Here is a 13,808-nt window from a genome sequence, read left to right as displayed (position 1 = left end):
TGTATACATTATTTTCTGGCTGTGCCATCCCGAAAGTCGAAATTGTTTTGGAAAAAGACCGGTGCCCCTTTTAGAGTGGGCCGGACGTCATATGAAAGGCCGCCCATGTTTGCTGTTGTTGTCACGTTGAACTTCGATCCCGCAACCGAGGATGAGTTCATGCCCTTGATGCGTGAAAACGTCCGCGCCACGTTTCACAATGAACCCGGCTGCCATCAGTTTGATCTGTGCACAGATCCCGACCGACCCGGCGAAGTATTCTTGTATGAGACGTATGAAGACGCCGCAGCCTTTCAAACGCATCTCAAAACGCCCCACTTTCTGGCCTTTGACGCGGCCGTCCAGCATTTGGTGACGGGACGAGATGTACGCACCTTTGTGAATGTCAGCGCGCACCCCAACCCAAACGCGGCCACACAATGAGCGATTGGGAAATTCACGCTATAAAATATGCGGACCGCAACACACGCACGCGGGTCGACAGCTTTATCTTTGATGACAACCACAATGCCCCCCACCCGATGGACTATTATATGTGGCTGCTGCGGCGTGGCAGCGACGCGATTCTGATAGACACAGGATACGACGACACCGAAGCCGCGTCGCGCGGGCGCCCGATCCGCTTGGATCCTGTCGCAGCCCTTGCCCCTTTTGGAATCGCACCCGAAGACATCACCCACGTTATCGTCACACATCTGCACTATGATCACGCGGGGGGGCTGCATCTGTTTCCCAACGCCGCCCTGCACCTACAAGCGGCTGAAATGGCCTATGCGACAGGCCCGTGTATGTGCCACGACACATTGCGCATGCCATTCACAGCCGACCACATTTGCACCGCAATCAAACGGCTGTATGCCGGAAAGGTCTTTTTCTACGACGGCGAAGCACAAGTGACCGACGGGGTCACTGTACATTGCATAGGCGGACACAGTCGCGGATTGCAGGCGGTGCGGGTGAAAACCAAATCGGGATTTATGGTGCTTGCGTCAGATGCTGCGCATTTTTACGAAAACGTTATGACACGCAAACCCTTTCCCATAGTCGTGGACTTGCAAAACATGTTGGACGGTTTCGAGACGCTGCACCAACTGGCCTCTGCGCCTGAACTGATCATTCCCGGGCATGACCCGCTGGTGCGTCAGCTGTTCGCCGAAGGCATCGCGCCACACATCACACGACTTGATACAGGTCCTATAAGGCCGATGCCTGATTTTGGTTCCGTGTCGACACTTAAATCTTAGACAGCCATCCAGACCATGGCGATATAAGTCCATTGATGCGCCAATTGATCTACACCAAAGGCGCGCCAATATCCGGCATCAGTGGTTGTGAATGCGGTGCGTTTGGACCACCAGCCTTTGCCGAAATCGATGTGGTAGTGCAACACCCATTCCAGCGCCAAAAGACCCACAACAAGCCCCCAGGACAAACCGGCCAAAAGACCAAAAGGCAGCAACACCAAAAAAGATCCGACAATATGCACCAATGCATGCTGCGCACGACCCGCATGGACATAGGTCGCCCCCGCAGACAGCATCTTGGGTGTTTGCAGGTAAAAATCCGCAAACAGGTGCTTTACCTGAAACAAGGCCAGCATCACCAGCATGAGCGTTATCTGATCCACGTTTTGTGCCTTTCTGTGTAATCGCAGCTTAGGAACGCAAATCTCATTTCGCAATGGATCACATGAAAATCCTTTGAAAACGAGCTAGGCATCGGGAAAACAATTTGCGCCCCTTGTCACGATCTTGTTAAGTTTTCGCAGGGTCACACGTGGGGATGGCGGCCCGGACGCCTGTTTTGGCGCAAGACATGAATTGGACGATCCCATCGACCGCACGATCTTTGCCTTCATCTGGAAACACTCCAAACGCGATCAACTGGTATTGTTGGCGGTGACGCTGACGCTGTTTCCGCTGCTGTACCTGACATTGGAACTGCCCAAGCAGATCATCAACGATGCCATTGGTTCGGGTGAAAGCCGCATTGAGGCCTATGGGTTTACGTTCACACAGATTGAATACCTGTGGCTGCTGTGTGGTGCGTTTTTGCTAGCGGTGTTCGCGCATGGCATTATGAAAATGCGCATCAACACCATGAAAGGTGTGTTGGCAGAACGGCTTTTGCGCCGCTTTCGCTATTCGCTGATCGCGCGTATCCTTCGCTTCCCACAACCCTATTTCGAACGCACCAGCCAAGGTGAACTGGTGTCGATGGTCACGGCCGAATCCGAACCTATGGGCGGATTGATGGGGGACGCTGTGGCCCAACCTGTACTGCAAGCGGGGCAAATGCTGACCATTCTGGGGTTCTTGTTTCTGCAAAGCTTCGCCTTTGGTCTGGCGGCTTGCGCCCTGATCCCGTTGCAAGCCTGGCTGATCCCAAGACTGCAAAAGCAGATCAACCTGTTGAACAAAAAACGCGTTATTCAGGTGCGGGCCCTAGCTGCCGAAATCGGTGAAGGGGCCACAGGGGCTGCTACATTACGCCTGAACCACGGTTGGCGTTACCGGATGGCAATGATCACGGACCGGTTGGGCCGGTTGTTTGAAATCCGCTTTATCATCTTCCAAAAGAAATTTTTCATGAAGTTTATCAACAACTTCATTACACAACTGACGCCCTTCCTGTTCTTTTCAATCGGCGGCTATCTGGTCATTCAGGGCGATGTGACATTGGGTGCTTTGGTTGCGGCCCTAGCCGCCTACAAAGACCTGTCCAGCCCGTGGAAAGAGCTTTTAGCCTACTACAACCAATCCCAAGACATGCAGTTGCGCTGGGAAACGATCACCGAACGGTTTGCCCCCACAGGCATGATCGATGAAGCGCTATTTGACGGAGAACCCGACACAATGGTCAGCCTGAACGGTGACATCACGTTGGACAGCGTGACAGTGCGCGACGAAGACGGCAATCCGGTGCTTGAAGACATTTCGGCCACGTTCCCCAAAGGCTCTACCATCGCGATCGCAGCCCCATCCGAAGAAGACCGTCGCGCCCTATCCGCCGTTTTGACCCGCGAGGCTATGATAAGCGCAGGCAAGATCACCATGAACGGGCATGATCTGGCTCACTTGCACCAAAGCACCTTGGCGGCGCGCATCGGGCACGCCACGTCGCGCCCTGTGATGTTCATGGGCAGCTACGGCGAAAACATCATGATGTCGGTTAAAAACCGGCCTCTTGGTGCCGCGGATACGTCTGCGTTTGCCGCTGAATCGGCACGGGCGGGCAACAGTCTGGATATGCTGGACTGTGACTGGGTTGATCCCGCTGTTGCAAGCGTTGGCAGCACTGCAGATTTGCGGGAATGGTGGTACGAACTGGTTCAGGGACTGGGCACCGCCGGTGCCTTGGCCCGCCGCGCCATGGACCAAAGCTTTGACGCAACCGCACACCCGAACCTGTCCAAGGCCCTCATTGATCTGCGCCCCAAAGTGCGCGACGCAATCATCGCGGCGGGACTGGACCGCTACGTTCATGCGTTCGACCCCGATGCCTACAATCCCAGCCTGCCCATCGGGGAAAACCTTTTGTTTGCAACACCGCGCATCGTTTTAACGCCGGATGTTCTGGCCGAAAAGCTGGAATTTCTGCGTAGTCTGAATGAAATGAATTTGGGCGAAGACCTGTTGATGCTGTCACGCGACTTGATCGAGTTGTTGCGCCAGATTTTCGGCCCCGGAGGGTCCGACCACCCGTTGTTTCGCAAACTGGGAATAACCGTCGACGTCTACGATGCCGCCGTGGATCTGGTCCGCCGCACCGCCCCCGGCGATAAACTGACGGATCAGGAAATGGCCCTTCTGCTTAGCGTGCCTTCTTCGATCTCGGCAGAACAAATCGGCCCCGCCTTCCCCGAAGAAATCAAAGCCCGCGTTCTTTCGATCCGGCAATCCCACGGCGAAACGCTGCGCCACCAGATGGAAGATCTTTACGCCCCCATTAAGCCCAACGCCCATGTGATGGGTCTAAGCGTTTTGGAAAATGTGCTATATGGCAAACTTTCTGACGCGGCCGGCACCCGCGGTGAGGACCTACGTGGTGTTGTCGCTGAAGTGTTGGACGCGGAAGGTGTCAGCCCCCTCGTGCTGCAGCTAGTGTTTGATTTACCCATCACATTGGGCGGCGCGAACCTGTCTGCCATGTTCTCGGAACCCTTGGCCGTCACCCGCGCCACAATCAAGCGCCCTGACATCGTCATTTTGGAAAAAGTCCTGACCAGCTTTGGTCCTGAAACCCACACAAAGCTGCATGAAAACCTGCGTAGCTTGTTGCCTGACGCCTTGCTGATTTTTATCGACGATACGTTCGACGATGCATCGAATTTTGATGTGCACATCGAAGTTCAAAACGGCCGTCTTGTCGGCAGTGAGATCACCAGTGAAGATGGCAAAGACAGCGATGTGGGTGCCGATCTGGCCCGCAAGGTTGCCGCTTTGAAATCTGCGCCGATGTTTGCTGATTTGGCCGCAAAACAGTTGCGCCTGCTTGCGTTCGGGGCGCGGTGGTACACAGCCCAAGACGGCGAATATGTGTTTCACAAAAATGACGCGCCGGATGATGGCGCTTACATGATCATTGACGGCGAAGCAGACCTGTTGCTGCCAGAGGACGGTGCGCAAGACAAGCTGATTGCGACAGTGGGCGCGGGTGCGCTGGTCGGCGAATTGGGGCTGATCCGGCAAGAACCGCGCGCATTGGACATGCGGGCCAAAGGCGAGTTGCAGTGCCTGCGCATAGGGGTCGAAGAATTTTTGGCCGTTGTCGAAAATGACGCCGCCACGGCCTTCAAATTGCTGCAGATCGTAGCCGGCTATGTGAACACTTAGGCTCGGGACCCATTAATCCGCGTTGAACTTGAACAGGTGTTCGCCACCAATCTGGTAGCCGTCGATCAGCGTTTGTGCGGCATCCGACACCAACCATGTCTCTAGCTTTGCGGCCAGATCAGCCTGCACATGACCGTGTCTGGATTTGCTAACGGGCAGATACGCATATTGATTAAACAGCACCGGATCCCCCGCAAATAGCACAGCCAGATCCCCTTTGTTTGCGAAGTTCAACCAACTGGCACGGTCTGCCATAATATAGGCTTTCATGCCTGATGCCGTGTTCAATGCAGCGCCCATGCCCGCCCCCACGGCGCGGTACCATGTGCCGAAATCCTGCACATCCTGCCCGGACGCACCCCAAAGCGACAGCTCCTTTTTGTGGGTGCCGCTGTCGTCACCACGGCTGACAAACGCATTTTCGCTTTCGGCAATCCGGGTCAGGGCTTGGGCCACAGACGGCGCATCTGCGATACCCGCAGGATCATGCGCGGGACCAACAATCACAAAATCATTATACATGATTTCACGGCGATGCGGGCCGTACCCTTCGGCGACAAATGCCTCTTCTGCGGGTTTGGAATGGACCAAAATCGCATCCACATCCCCCGCCTGCCCCAATCGCAGCGCTTGACCGGTGCCTACGATCAACAAATGCACGGTGATGCCGGTGTCTTGTGCGATGGCAGGCAACAACACCTCTGACAGGCCCGAGTTATGAAATGACGTGGTCACCGCCAACTTAAGATCGTCGGCCGCAACAGAACCGGCCATCACGGCCAACCAAACAGAAAACGCTTTTATCATTCGACGATGTCTCCTTGCAGAAAAGCCCGTGCCTGAGGCGTTTTGGGCGCTTCGAAAAACGTGGTGGCAGGCCCATATTCCAAGACCTTGCCGTCCAGCATAAACACCACGTCTGACGCCAGACGACGGGCCTGCCCAATATTATGGGTGGACATGATGATACGCGTGCTTTGGGTGTGCGCATCCGTCAGCAGTGTTTCGATCTCGCGGGTGGCGGCCCCGTCCAGACTGGCGCAGGGTTCATCCAGAAACAAAACATGGGGCGCGCGGATCAAAGCCCGTGCCAAAGCCAGTTTTTGCTTTTCTCCGCCCGACAGCCGCGGCGCGGATTGCTGCACCTGATCCTGCAGACCGATGCGGTGCGCCCAGTCTTTTGCTTCCGCCTCGGCGTGGGATTTTGGTATTCCGGCCAGGCGCTGGGGATAAACCAGATTGGCCAAGACAGAACGGCGCATCATGACTGGCGTTTGAAACACAAAAGCCTGCGCATCCAAGCTATGATCTTGCGCCCATGCGATCTGGCCTGACGCCACGCGTTCCAACCCGTGCAGTGTCCGCAACAAAGTGGTTTTCCCGGCCCCGTTCGGACCAAGCAGAATAGTCACACCCGTTTGGGGCAGCGCCAGATCCACAGGACCCAACAAAATCTGGCCGCGTTTTCTGACGCGCACAGCCTGTAATGAAACCAAGGGATGTGCCATCACCATTTGCCCTCGCGTTCTGTCTTGGACACGAAATGGATGGCGATGTTCACCACCAGCGCAAGCCCGATCAGAATAAACCCCAAACCCAGCGCCAAAGCGAAATCACCCTTGCCCGTTTCCAACGCGATCGCCGTGGTCAGCACGCGGGTCGCATGGTCTATGTTTCCGCCCACGATCATGATGGCGCCCACTTCCCCGATGGCCCGTCCAAATCCCGCCAAAGACGCCGTGATCAAGGCCCGTCGCCCATCCCACAGCAGCGTCTTGATGCGTTGCCAACGGGTCGTGTTCAACGAGATCAACAAGTCATGGTATTCAGCCCACAGGTCACGTGTGGACTGGTGCGCGATGGATGCAATCAGAGGCGCAATGATGATGACTTGGGCGATGATCATCGCAGTTGGCGTAAACAAAAGCCCCAAAACGCCAAAGGGACCGGACCGCGACAACAGCAGATAAACGAACAATCCCACCACGACAGGCGGCAACCCCATCAGCGCATTCAGAACGGCAATGGCAAAGCGGCGATACCGAAAACGGCGCACCGCCAACCATGCCCCAAGCGGCAAGGCAATGGCCGATGCAATCAGCACCGCGGTCACGGTGACATGCAAAGACCGTAGCGCGATCTCGATCAGGTCCGCATCCAAGGAAACAACCAACCAAAAGGCGGCCGCTATCCCTTGTCCTATCTCACCCATGATTTTGGTCCGTTGTGGCGCACAGGCAAGTCTGCGCTTGCCCTTTGGTGCTTGTGGATGTCGCACGGGCACGCATCCCGTGCAATCGCACAGCCGTCATATCACTTACCGAATGCGGCAAAGATTGGAGCCTATCGGCTACAAAGCACCTCTTAAGTGCCACAGCTCGGGGAACAGTTCGACTTCAAGCATGCGGCGCAGGTATTTGACACCGCTTGTGCCCCCCGTGCCCCGCTTGAAACCGATGATGCGTTCCACCGTGGTGACATGGTTGAACCGCCAGCGCCGAAAGTAGTCTTCCAGATCCACCAGTTTCTCTGCCAGCTCGTACAGCATCCAGTGTTTTGCAGGGTCTTTGTACACTTGCGTCCACGCCTTAACCACGCTGTCGTCGCTTTGGTGTGGTTGATCCATGGCAAAGACCGCGGCATCGAAACGCACATCAAGCGCCCCTTCCAACATCCGCAGCGCCACATGATAAATCGAGGGCTGCGTCAGCTCATATTGCAGCATCTTGTGCAGGTCGGTGCGATGTTCATGCACTTTCATCATCGCCTGATTGCGGTTGCCCAGCATAAATTCGATCAAGCGATATTGATGTGACTGAAAGCCCGACGACGCGCCTAAATCCTCCCGAAACGTGGTGTAATCACTGGGCGTCATAGTCCGCAGAACATCCCAGGCATTGTTGAGTTGTTCAAAGATACGCGCCACGCGGGTCAGCATCTTAAACACCTGATCGACGTGGCCCTGCAGCATCAGTTGGCGGGCCGCATCCAATTCATGCAAAATCAATCGCATCCAAAGCTCGGACGTTTGATGCTGAACAATAAAAAGCATTTCGTCATGGGCTTGCGACAAGGGTTTGGCCGCGCCCAGAATGCCATCCATTCCAAGGTAATCGCCATAGCTCATGTCCTTGGCAAAGGACATCTGAGCCCCTTCCGTGGCGGGATTGTAGGCGCTTTGTCGCGGGTCTTCAGGGGCGTCGGCCATGTCAAATTCCTTTCGAATTTGGGGCCAGCTTATGCCTTGGCGCACATTCCTTCAAGCATGAAACTTTAGACATGAAGGAAATACACGGATGCTTTTTCTGGACTTAAACCGCAGCGCTTTGCGCCTGAATGTCTTGCGCGATTAAGTCCTTGTAAAGCTCTCTGATCCGCGCCGTGACGGGTCGATGGCCATCACCGATGGGCTTGCCATCAATCTCTGCCACAGGGGTCTGCGCCCCAAACGTTCCGGTCAAAAAGGCTTCATCCGCGCCATATGCCTCATACAGTGAATAGTTTTTCTCAAAAACCGGAATGTCGTTGGCGCGACACAGATCTATGACCTTCTGGCGGGTGACACCGTTCATGCAATAGTCTCCCGTCGACGTCCAAACAGCCCCTTTGCGCACGATGAAAAAGTTGCAAGCGTTGGTGGTGTTTACAAACCCATGGGGGTCCAGCATCAGCCCCTCGTCGGCCCCCGCCTGTTCGGCCTGCAGACAGGCAATGACACAGTTCAGCTTGGAGTGGCTGTTGTACTTGGCGTCTTGCGACATCGGCAAACCGCGCACTTGGGGCACTGTGGCCAAGCGGATACCTTTGGATTGCAGAGCATCTGCGGGTTTGGAATGTTCCATAATGATGACCAGCGTGGGGCCAGAGCGGCTGAGCGACGGGTGCTGGAAAGGTTTGACCTTTACGCCACGGGTCAGCATCAGGCGGCAATGCACATCGGTGTGCATGTCGTTGGCACGCGCTGTTGCGGTCAAAGCCTCCATGATGCCCGCGCGGTCCATGCCCACATCCAATGAGACGGCTTTGCAACTGTCATAGAAGCGGTCCATGTGATCATCAAAGAACGACCAAACCCCGTCATACAGGCGCATACCTTCCCACATGCCGTCCCCCAGCATAAAGCCGCTGTCGTAGACCGACACTTTGGCATCGTCGCGGTGCACAATATCACCGTTGACGTAGATCTTGATGTCGTGGTTGCGGGCATCTTCCAGCGCGTCATGGGTGGTATGTGTATCGGTCATGTAGGTCCCTTGGACAGGTGGTGGGCTGAAGCCCACCTTACGAGGTCAAAATCGTAAGGTGCACCTTGGTGCACCCCGCCTTAAAAGGCTTTGAACGTCATGGTCGTCAAAGACCGTTCGATCCCAACAATATCCAGCAAATGATCGTTGATGTATTTCCCGACATCTTCGTCACTTGGAATGTAGGCTTTCATCAGCAAATCATAGTCGCCGGATGTCGAATACAGCTCTGAATGAAATTCGCGCAGCGCAATATCTTCCGCGACTTTGTAGGTCGATCCGGGTTTGCAACGGATCTGGATGAATACACAGGTGCTCATGGGATACTCCTTCAAGCTGTTGCCCATTGCTGACACATCCCCCCAAGGGGGCGCAATCCCAAAGGCTGCATCTTGGCGCGGACGCACAACCTGCCTATAAGCGGGCCAACACCAGCCGGAGAGCCGATATGCGCCAAGCCACCATCACCCGCACCACCGCTGAAACCGAGATTTCAGTGACCGTCAATCTCGACGGCACAGGGGTCTACGACAACCAGACCGGTGTGGGCTTTTTCGACCACATGCTGGACCAGCTGGCGCGCCATTCCCTGATCGACATGACGATCCGCGCCAAAGGTGACACCCACATCGACGATCACCACACCGTCGAGGACACAGGTATCGCCCTTGGACAAGCCCTGACCCAAGCCTTGGGCGACAAACGCGGCATCGTGCGTTACGGCAGTTGCCTGTTGCCCATGGACGATGCCCAGGTGCGCACAGCTCTTGATCTGTCGGCCCGGCCCTACCTGATCTGGAATGTGGATATGCCAACCCAGAAGATTGGTGCATTCGACACCGAACTGGTGCGTGAATTCTTTACAGCGCTGGCCACCCACGGCGGCATCACCTTGCACATCGACATGTTGCATGGCTTCAACAGCCACCACATCGCCGAAGCCACTTTCAAATCTGTGGCCCGCGCCCTGCGTCAGGCTGTCGAAGTGGATCCACGCAAATCGGGCGACATTCCTTCGACCAAAGGGGCGTTGTAAGCAATGCTCACAGCCATCATCGACTATGAAAGCGGCAACTTACACTCTGCCCACAAAGCCTTTGAACGCATGGCGCGCGAATTGGACGCGGGCGAGGTTGTTGTGACATCGGACGCCGATGTCGTTGCGCGCGCCGACCGCATTGTTCTGCCCGGAGACGGTGCGTTTCCGTCGTGTCATGCGGCGCTTACCGGCACGGGTGGGCTGTTTGAGGCCATGAAGGAGGCCGTCGAACAAAAGGGCCGCCCCTTCCTTGGCATCTGCGTTGGCATGCAGCTGATGGCCACATGGGGACGTGAGTATCAAAACACTGCCGGCCTGGATTGGGTCGGCGGAGAGGTTGTTGAAATCAAACCCGATAGCGCGTCTTTAAAGGTGCCTCATATGGGGTGGAATGATTTGATCATTTCGCACCCGCATCCGGTTCTGGACGGGGTCGTGTCCGGCGACCATACCTATTTTGTGCACTCATTCCACTTTAAGGTCAACGACCCCGCACAACGGCTGGCGCATGTGGACTATGGCACCGATGTCACCGCAGTCATCGGCCGCGACACGATGCTGGGCATGCAGTTTCACCCCGAAAAAAGTCAGGGTGTCGGTCTGCGTATGATCGGGAACTTTTTGCGCTGGACGCCTTAGCCACCCCGCGCAGACCTAAACCGGCCCGATTTAAACAAGAAGGTGCGCCAAGGCGCACCTTACCCCGACACGAAAGCTGTTTAGTTTACACGCGTCCATGTCTGTTTTTTGCAAATTGGGCCAACGCAACCGGACACTTTCAAAGAATTGCCCGACAAAGACATCTTGGATTTGTAGACCTTATCCGTGGACGGCTGCCAGATTTTGCCCGACGCATAGTAGCCGTCGCCTTTTGGGACCATCGCCCAGACCAGTTTTTTGCCAACGTTGTCAGTTTGGATCGGGCCACTTGCGTCAAAAGCTTTGGCGATTGTACCGCACACTTTGTCACCGCATTTCGCCATTTTGATATGGGCATAGTTGCCATCGTCAACTTGGGTTTTCCATGTTCCCAATACGGGATCCGCCAATGCGCCCCCGGCCAGTCCAAGTGTCAGCGCTGCAGTTGCTATAAAAGTTTTCATGTTCGTCCTCCCATTTGCCCCACAGCTTCCCTTAAGTGTCCCCGTCTGGCAAGCCTGACCTTAGGGTCAGGACCCATTAATTTTGCGTCGTCAGCGCACATTTCACGAAATATCAGTGGTTTGCGCCGTGCGGCGAATAGTGGTTCTATTTGCAAGCGGGGGAGGCCGCTGAGATGAAGTGAAATGTGCGCCCAAAGGGTTTGTCAGAGTTTCCCTGTGAGAGGCGTCTTACCTGCTTGAAATAGATCCACTTTTCCTGCGCAGATATTCCTTTTCACAGGGAAACTCAGACAAACTGACGATGCAAGATTAATGGGTCCTGACCCTAGGTCGCGCTGCAAATGAGCCCCCGCGTTGCAAATCGGGCTGGGTCGTGCATAAAGCGGCCTATCATCATCACACGAAGGCACATCCTATGATCCTCTACCCTGCCATCGACTTGAAAGACGGCCAAGCCGTGCGCCTTGTACATGGCGACATGGATCAAAGCACCGTGTTCAATGACGACCCCGCAGCCCAAGCCCGTGCTTTTGTGGAGGCTGGGTGCGAATGGCTGCATCTGGTTGATCTGAACGGCGCTTTTGCAGGCACACCAGTGAACGCGGCCCCGGTCGAAGCCATCCTGAAATCCTGTCCCGTTCCTGCCCAGTTGGGTGGTGGCATCCGCGACATGGCCACCATCGAAGGGTGGTTGGACAAAGGGCTGGCGCGGGTCATCCTTGGAACAGTTGCTGTCGAAAACCCGGATCTGGTGCGTGAAGCGGCCCGCGCGTATCCGGGCAAGGTGGCGGTGGGCATCGACGCCAGAAACGGTAAAGTCGCGACCAAAGGCTGGGCCGAAGAAACCGATGTCATGGTGACGGACCTTGCAAAATCGTTTGAAGACGCAGGGGTCTCGGCCATCATTTATACTGACATTATGCGCGACGGCGCCATGGGGGGGCCGAATATCGACGCCACGGCGCAGTTGGCGCGGGCCGTCTCCATCCCCGTCATCGCCTCGGGTGGTGTGTCGTCGTTGCAAGATTTGACACAGCTAAAAGACACCGGCGTCATTGCAGGCGCCATCTCTGGGCGCGCCCTTTATGACGGGGCGATTGACCTGAACGCGGCCCTTACCGCCTTAAAGGGGTAAGCCGCATGTTCACAGTCTTTGGATTGATGGCCCCTTGTCTGGCCGCACTAGGTTTGGCGCGATTTGCCAAAAGCCGGATTGCAGCGCGTTTGCTCATATCGGGAGGACTGTATTTCCTGATCGTGCTATTTTTGTCCGTACTGTTTGGCAATCAATGCATTGGCGGGTCCTTGAACGGATTCACAGAATGCACACCTTCTTTTTTGACACCTGTCGCGCAAACCCTTGCCGGACCTCTGTTAATCTCTTTCTTGGGGTACCTTTTTGTAGGGCCCGCAATTCTGGTTGTGGCTGGAATTTTCGAATTTCTCAATCGGCGGGCGCAGGTCCAGTGATGGTCCAAAGCCCTTCCCCCGCCCCCAATTCCAAGCGATAATGCGCCCATGTTAAAAACCCGTATTATTCCCTGCCTTGATGTCGCTGACGGTCGTGTCGTCAAAGGCGTAAACTTTGTGGGCTTGCGCGACGCAGGCGATCCCGTGGATGCAGCCCGCGCATATGATGCCGCCGGCGCAGACGAACTGTGCTTTCTGGACATTCATGCGACACATGAAAACCGTGGCACAATGTTCGACGTTGTGACGCGCACCGCTGAACAATGCTATATCCCGCTGACGGTGGGTGGGGGCGTGCGCACAACTGCGGATGTGCGTGACCTGCTTTTGGCGGGTGCAGACAAAGTCAGCTTCAATTCCGCCGCCGTGGCAAATCCCGATGTGCTGGCAGAGGCGTCAGACCATTTTGGCAGCCAATGCATCGTTTGTGCCATCGACGCCAAAACAGTCAGCCCCGGCAAATGGGAAATTTTCACGCATGGCGGGCGCAAACCCACAGGAATAGACGCTGTTGAATTTGCACGCACGGCTGCGGCCAAGGGGGCGGGCGAAATCCTGTTGACCTCCATGGATCGCGACGGCACGAAACAAGGCTTCAACCTGCCTTTGACGCGTGCCATTTCGGATGCTGTTACAATCCCTGTGATCGCCTCCGGAGGCGTGGGAAATCTGGATCATCTGGTGGATGGTGTGACCAAAGGCGGGGCATCTGCTGTGTTGGCGGCCTCAATCTTTCACTTTGGCGAATACACCATTCAAGAGGCCAAGCAACACATGGCTGACGCCGGTATCGCGATGAGGCTGACATGACCCTGCAAGACCTGTTTGAGACAATTCAATCGCGCAAAAACGCAGATCCCACGTCAAGCTGGACGGCACAATTGCTGGCCAAAGGCCCGGAAAAATGCGCCGAAAAGTTCGGGGAAGAAGCGATCGAAGCGATTATCGAAGCTGTGAAAGGCGACCGTGCCAAACTTACGTCAGAAGCTGCCGATGTAATGTATCACTTGATGGTAATGCTTGCTGCGCGCGATGTCACTTTGGACGAGGTCGTGACGGAATTGGCCAGTCGTCAATCCAAATCCGGCATCGCTGAAAAAGCGAGCCGCTGAAACGA

General features: G+C 55.6%; 16 protein-coding genes. 8 read left to right on the top strand and 8 right to left on the bottom strand.

Features of this window, described 5'->3' with window-relative positions; all coding sequences use genetic code 11:
* Window positions 1-105 precede the first annotated feature (105 nt).
* On the top strand, window positions 106-423 hold the full coding sequence (locus ASD8599_RS07160) for a putative quinol monooxygenase (RefSeq protein WP_108827894.1): 318 nt from the start codon (window positions 106-108) through the stop codon (window positions 421-423).
* Window positions 420-1,244: an N-acyl homoserine lactonase family protein gene (locus ASD8599_RS07155; RefSeq protein WP_108827893.1), complete on the top strand. Its 825-nt coding sequence runs from the start codon at window positions 420-422 to the stop codon at window positions 1,242-1,244. Before ASD8599_RS07160 ends, ASD8599_RS07155 begins: the two co-directional genes overlap by 4 nt.
* Here ASD8599_RS07155 and ASD8599_RS07150 read toward each other — a convergent pair.
* Window positions 1,241-1,627, bottom strand: coding sequence for a DUF3307 domain-containing protein (locus ASD8599_RS07150; protein WP_306418871.1), 387 nt, complete (start codon window positions 1,625-1,627; stop codon window positions 1,241-1,243). The genes ASD8599_RS07155 and ASD8599_RS07150 overlap by 4 nt on opposite strands.
* Before the next feature lie 193 nt (window positions 1,628-1,820).
* On the opposite strand from ASD8599_RS07150, the gene ASD8599_RS07145 reads away from it, so the two are divergent.
* Window positions 1,821-4,835 carry an ABC transporter transmembrane domain-containing protein gene (locus ASD8599_RS07145; protein ID WP_245925963.1) on the top strand — a complete coding sequence of 1,005 codons (3,015 nt, stop codon included), beginning with the start codon at window positions 1,821-1,823 and terminating at the stop codon, window positions 4,833-4,835.
* Window positions 4,836-4,847: 12 nt separating this feature from the next.
* On the opposite strand, the gene ASD8599_RS07140 is transcribed toward ASD8599_RS07145, so the two are convergent.
* The 6 genes from ASD8599_RS07140 to ASD8599_RS07115 all read right to left on the bottom strand — a co-directional run bounded on the left by ASD8599_RS07140 (window position 4,848) and on the right by ASD8599_RS07115 (window position 9,399).
* On the bottom strand, window positions 4,848-5,642 hold the full coding sequence (locus ASD8599_RS07140; protein WP_108827891.1) for an ABC transporter substrate-binding protein: 795 nt from the start codon (window positions 5,640-5,642) through the stop codon (window positions 4,848-4,850).
* Complete coding sequence (locus tag ASD8599_RS07135) at window positions 5,639-6,349, bottom strand: ATP-binding cassette domain-containing protein (protein WP_422664744.1); 711 nt, start codon at window positions 6,347-6,349, stop codon at window positions 5,639-5,641. Before ASD8599_RS07135 ends, ASD8599_RS07140 begins: the two co-directional genes overlap by 4 nt.
* Window positions 6,343-7,047, bottom strand: coding sequence for an ABC transporter permease (locus tag ASD8599_RS07130; RefSeq protein WP_108827890.1), 705 nt, complete (start codon window positions 7,045-7,047; stop codon window positions 6,343-6,345). The genes ASD8599_RS07135 and ASD8599_RS07130 overlap by 7 nt, the downstream gene beginning before the upstream one ends.
* A 138-nt stretch (window positions 7,048-7,185) precedes the next feature.
* Entirely contained in the window at window positions 7,186-8,043 is an 858-nt protein-coding gene (locus ASD8599_RS07125) for a tryptophan 2,3-dioxygenase (RefSeq protein WP_108827889.1), read from the bottom strand.
* A gap of 103 nt (window positions 8,044-8,146) precedes the next feature.
* The gene (locus ASD8599_RS07120) at window positions 8,147-9,079 is read right to left on the bottom strand and encodes an aminotransferase class IV (RefSeq protein WP_108827888.1); all 933 of its coding nucleotides are present in this window, start codon (window positions 9,077-9,079) and stop codon (window positions 8,147-8,149) included.
* Window positions 9,080-9,159: 80 nt separating this feature from the next.
* Complete coding sequence (locus tag ASD8599_RS07115; RefSeq protein WP_108830051.1) at window positions 9,160-9,399, bottom strand: Lrp/AsnC ligand binding domain-containing protein; 240 nt, start codon at window positions 9,397-9,399, stop codon at window positions 9,160-9,162.
* A gap of 128 nt (window positions 9,400-9,527) precedes the next feature.
* On the opposite strand from ASD8599_RS07115, the gene hisB reads away from it, so the two are divergent.
* Window positions 9,528-10,115: an imidazoleglycerol-phosphate dehydratase HisB gene (gene hisB, locus ASD8599_RS07110; RefSeq protein WP_108827887.1), complete on the top strand. Its 588-nt coding sequence runs from the start codon at window positions 9,528-9,530 to the stop codon at window positions 10,113-10,115.
* A 3-nt stretch (window positions 10,116-10,118) separates the two neighbouring features.
* The gene (gene hisH, locus ASD8599_RS07105) at window positions 10,119-10,757 is read left to right on the top strand and encodes an imidazole glycerol phosphate synthase subunit HisH (RefSeq protein WP_108827886.1); all 639 of its coding nucleotides are present in this window, start codon (window positions 10,119-10,121) and stop codon (window positions 10,755-10,757) included.
* Window positions 10,758-10,837: 80 nt separating this feature from the next.
* Here the strand turns inward: hisH and ASD8599_RS07100 are convergent, their stop codons facing one another.
* The gene (locus ASD8599_RS07100; RefSeq protein ID WP_108827885.1) at window positions 10,838-11,221 is read right to left on the bottom strand and encodes a DUF2147 domain-containing protein; all 384 of its coding nucleotides are present in this window, start codon (window positions 11,219-11,221) and stop codon (window positions 10,838-10,840) included.
* A gap of 415 nt (window positions 11,222-11,636) precedes the next feature.
* Here ASD8599_RS07100 and hisA point away from each other — a divergent pair, with 415 nt between their 5' ends.
* From hisA to ASD8599_RS07080, 3 genes are all read left to right on the top strand, one after another.
* Window positions 11,637-12,356, top strand: a complete 720-nt coding sequence (gene hisA / locus ASD8599_RS07095; protein WP_108827884.1) for a 1-(5-phosphoribosyl)-5-[(5-phosphoribosylamino)methylideneamino]imidazole-4-carboxamide isomerase — start codon at window positions 11,637-11,639, stop codon at window positions 12,354-12,356.
* A 383-nt stretch (window positions 12,357-12,739) separates the two neighbouring features.
* Window positions 12,740-13,501 (top strand): imidazole glycerol phosphate synthase subunit HisF, encoded by a 762-nt coding sequence (gene hisF / locus ASD8599_RS07085; RefSeq protein ID WP_108827882.1) that lies wholly within the window; start codon window positions 12,740-12,742, stop codon window positions 13,499-13,501.
* The gene (locus ASD8599_RS07080; RefSeq protein WP_108827881.1) at window positions 13,498-13,803 is read left to right on the top strand and encodes a phosphoribosyl-ATP diphosphatase; all 306 of its coding nucleotides are present in this window, start codon (window positions 13,498-13,500) and stop codon (window positions 13,801-13,803) included. The genes hisF and ASD8599_RS07080 overlap by 4 nt, the downstream gene beginning before the upstream one ends.
* The last annotated feature ends 5 nt before the right edge of the window (window positions 13,804-13,808 follow it).

This window comes from Ascidiaceihabitans donghaensis (genome assembly GCF_900302465.1).
Classification (GTDB): domain Bacteria; phylum Pseudomonadota; class Alphaproteobacteria; order Rhodobacterales; family Rhodobacteraceae; genus Ascidiaceihabitans; species Ascidiaceihabitans donghaensis.
This window is presented reverse-complemented; position numbering and strand designations above follow the sequence as displayed.

What these genes read in the sequence shown, in the direction of transcription:
- ASD8599_RS07125 (WP_108827889.1), bottom strand. Translation starts at nt 8,043, where the DNA reads ATGGCCGACGCCCCTGAAGACCCGCGACAAAGCGCCTACAATCCCGCC.
- hisF (WP_108827882.1), top strand. Translation starts at nt 12,740, where the DNA reads ATGTTAAAAACCCGTATTATTCCCTGCCTTGATGTCGCTGACGGTCGT.
- ASD8599_RS07080 (WP_108827881.1), top strand. Translation starts at nt 13,498, where the DNA reads ATGACCCTGCAAGACCTGTTTGAGACAATTCAATCGCGCAAAAACGCA.
- ASD8599_RS07140 (WP_108827891.1), bottom strand. Translation starts at nt 5,642, where the DNA reads ATGATAAAAGCGTTTTCTGTTTGGTTGGCCGTGATGGCCGGTTCTGTT.
- hisA (WP_108827884.1), top strand. Translation starts at nt 11,637, where the DNA reads ATGATCCTCTACCCTGCCATCGACTTGAAAGACGGCCAAGCCGTGCGC.
- ASD8599_RS07130 (WP_108827890.1), bottom strand. Translation starts at nt 7,047, where the DNA reads ATGGGTGAGATAGGACAAGGGATAGCGGCCGCCTTTTGGTTGGTTGTT.
- ASD8599_RS07155 (WP_108827893.1), top strand. Translation starts at nt 420, where the DNA reads ATGAGCGATTGGGAAATTCACGCTATAAAATATGCGGACCGCAACACA.
- hisH (WP_108827886.1), top strand. Translation starts at nt 10,119, where the DNA reads ATGCTCACAGCCATCATCGACTATGAAAGCGGCAACTTACACTCTGCC.
- ASD8599_RS07100 (WP_108827885.1), bottom strand. Translation starts at nt 11,221, where the DNA reads ATGAAAACTTTTATAGCAACTGCAGCGCTGACACTTGGACTGGCCGGG.
- ASD8599_RS07135 (WP_422664744.1), bottom strand. Translation starts at nt 6,349, where the DNA reads ATGGTGATGGCACATCCCTTGGTTTCATTACAGGCTGTGCGCGTCAGA.
- hisB (WP_108827887.1), top strand. Translation starts at nt 9,528, where the DNA reads ATGCGCCAAGCCACCATCACCCGCACCACCGCTGAAACCGAGATTTCA.
- ASD8599_RS07120 (WP_108827888.1), bottom strand. Translation starts at nt 9,079, where the DNA reads ATGACCGATACACATACCACCCATGACGCGCTGGAAGATGCCCGCAAC.
- ASD8599_RS07160 (WP_108827894.1), top strand. Translation starts at nt 106, where the DNA reads ATGTTTGCTGTTGTTGTCACGTTGAACTTCGATCCCGCAACCGAGGAT.
- ASD8599_RS07115 (WP_108830051.1), bottom strand. Translation starts at nt 9,399, where the DNA reads ATGAGCACCTGTGTATTCATCCAGATCCGTTGCAAACCCGGATCGACC.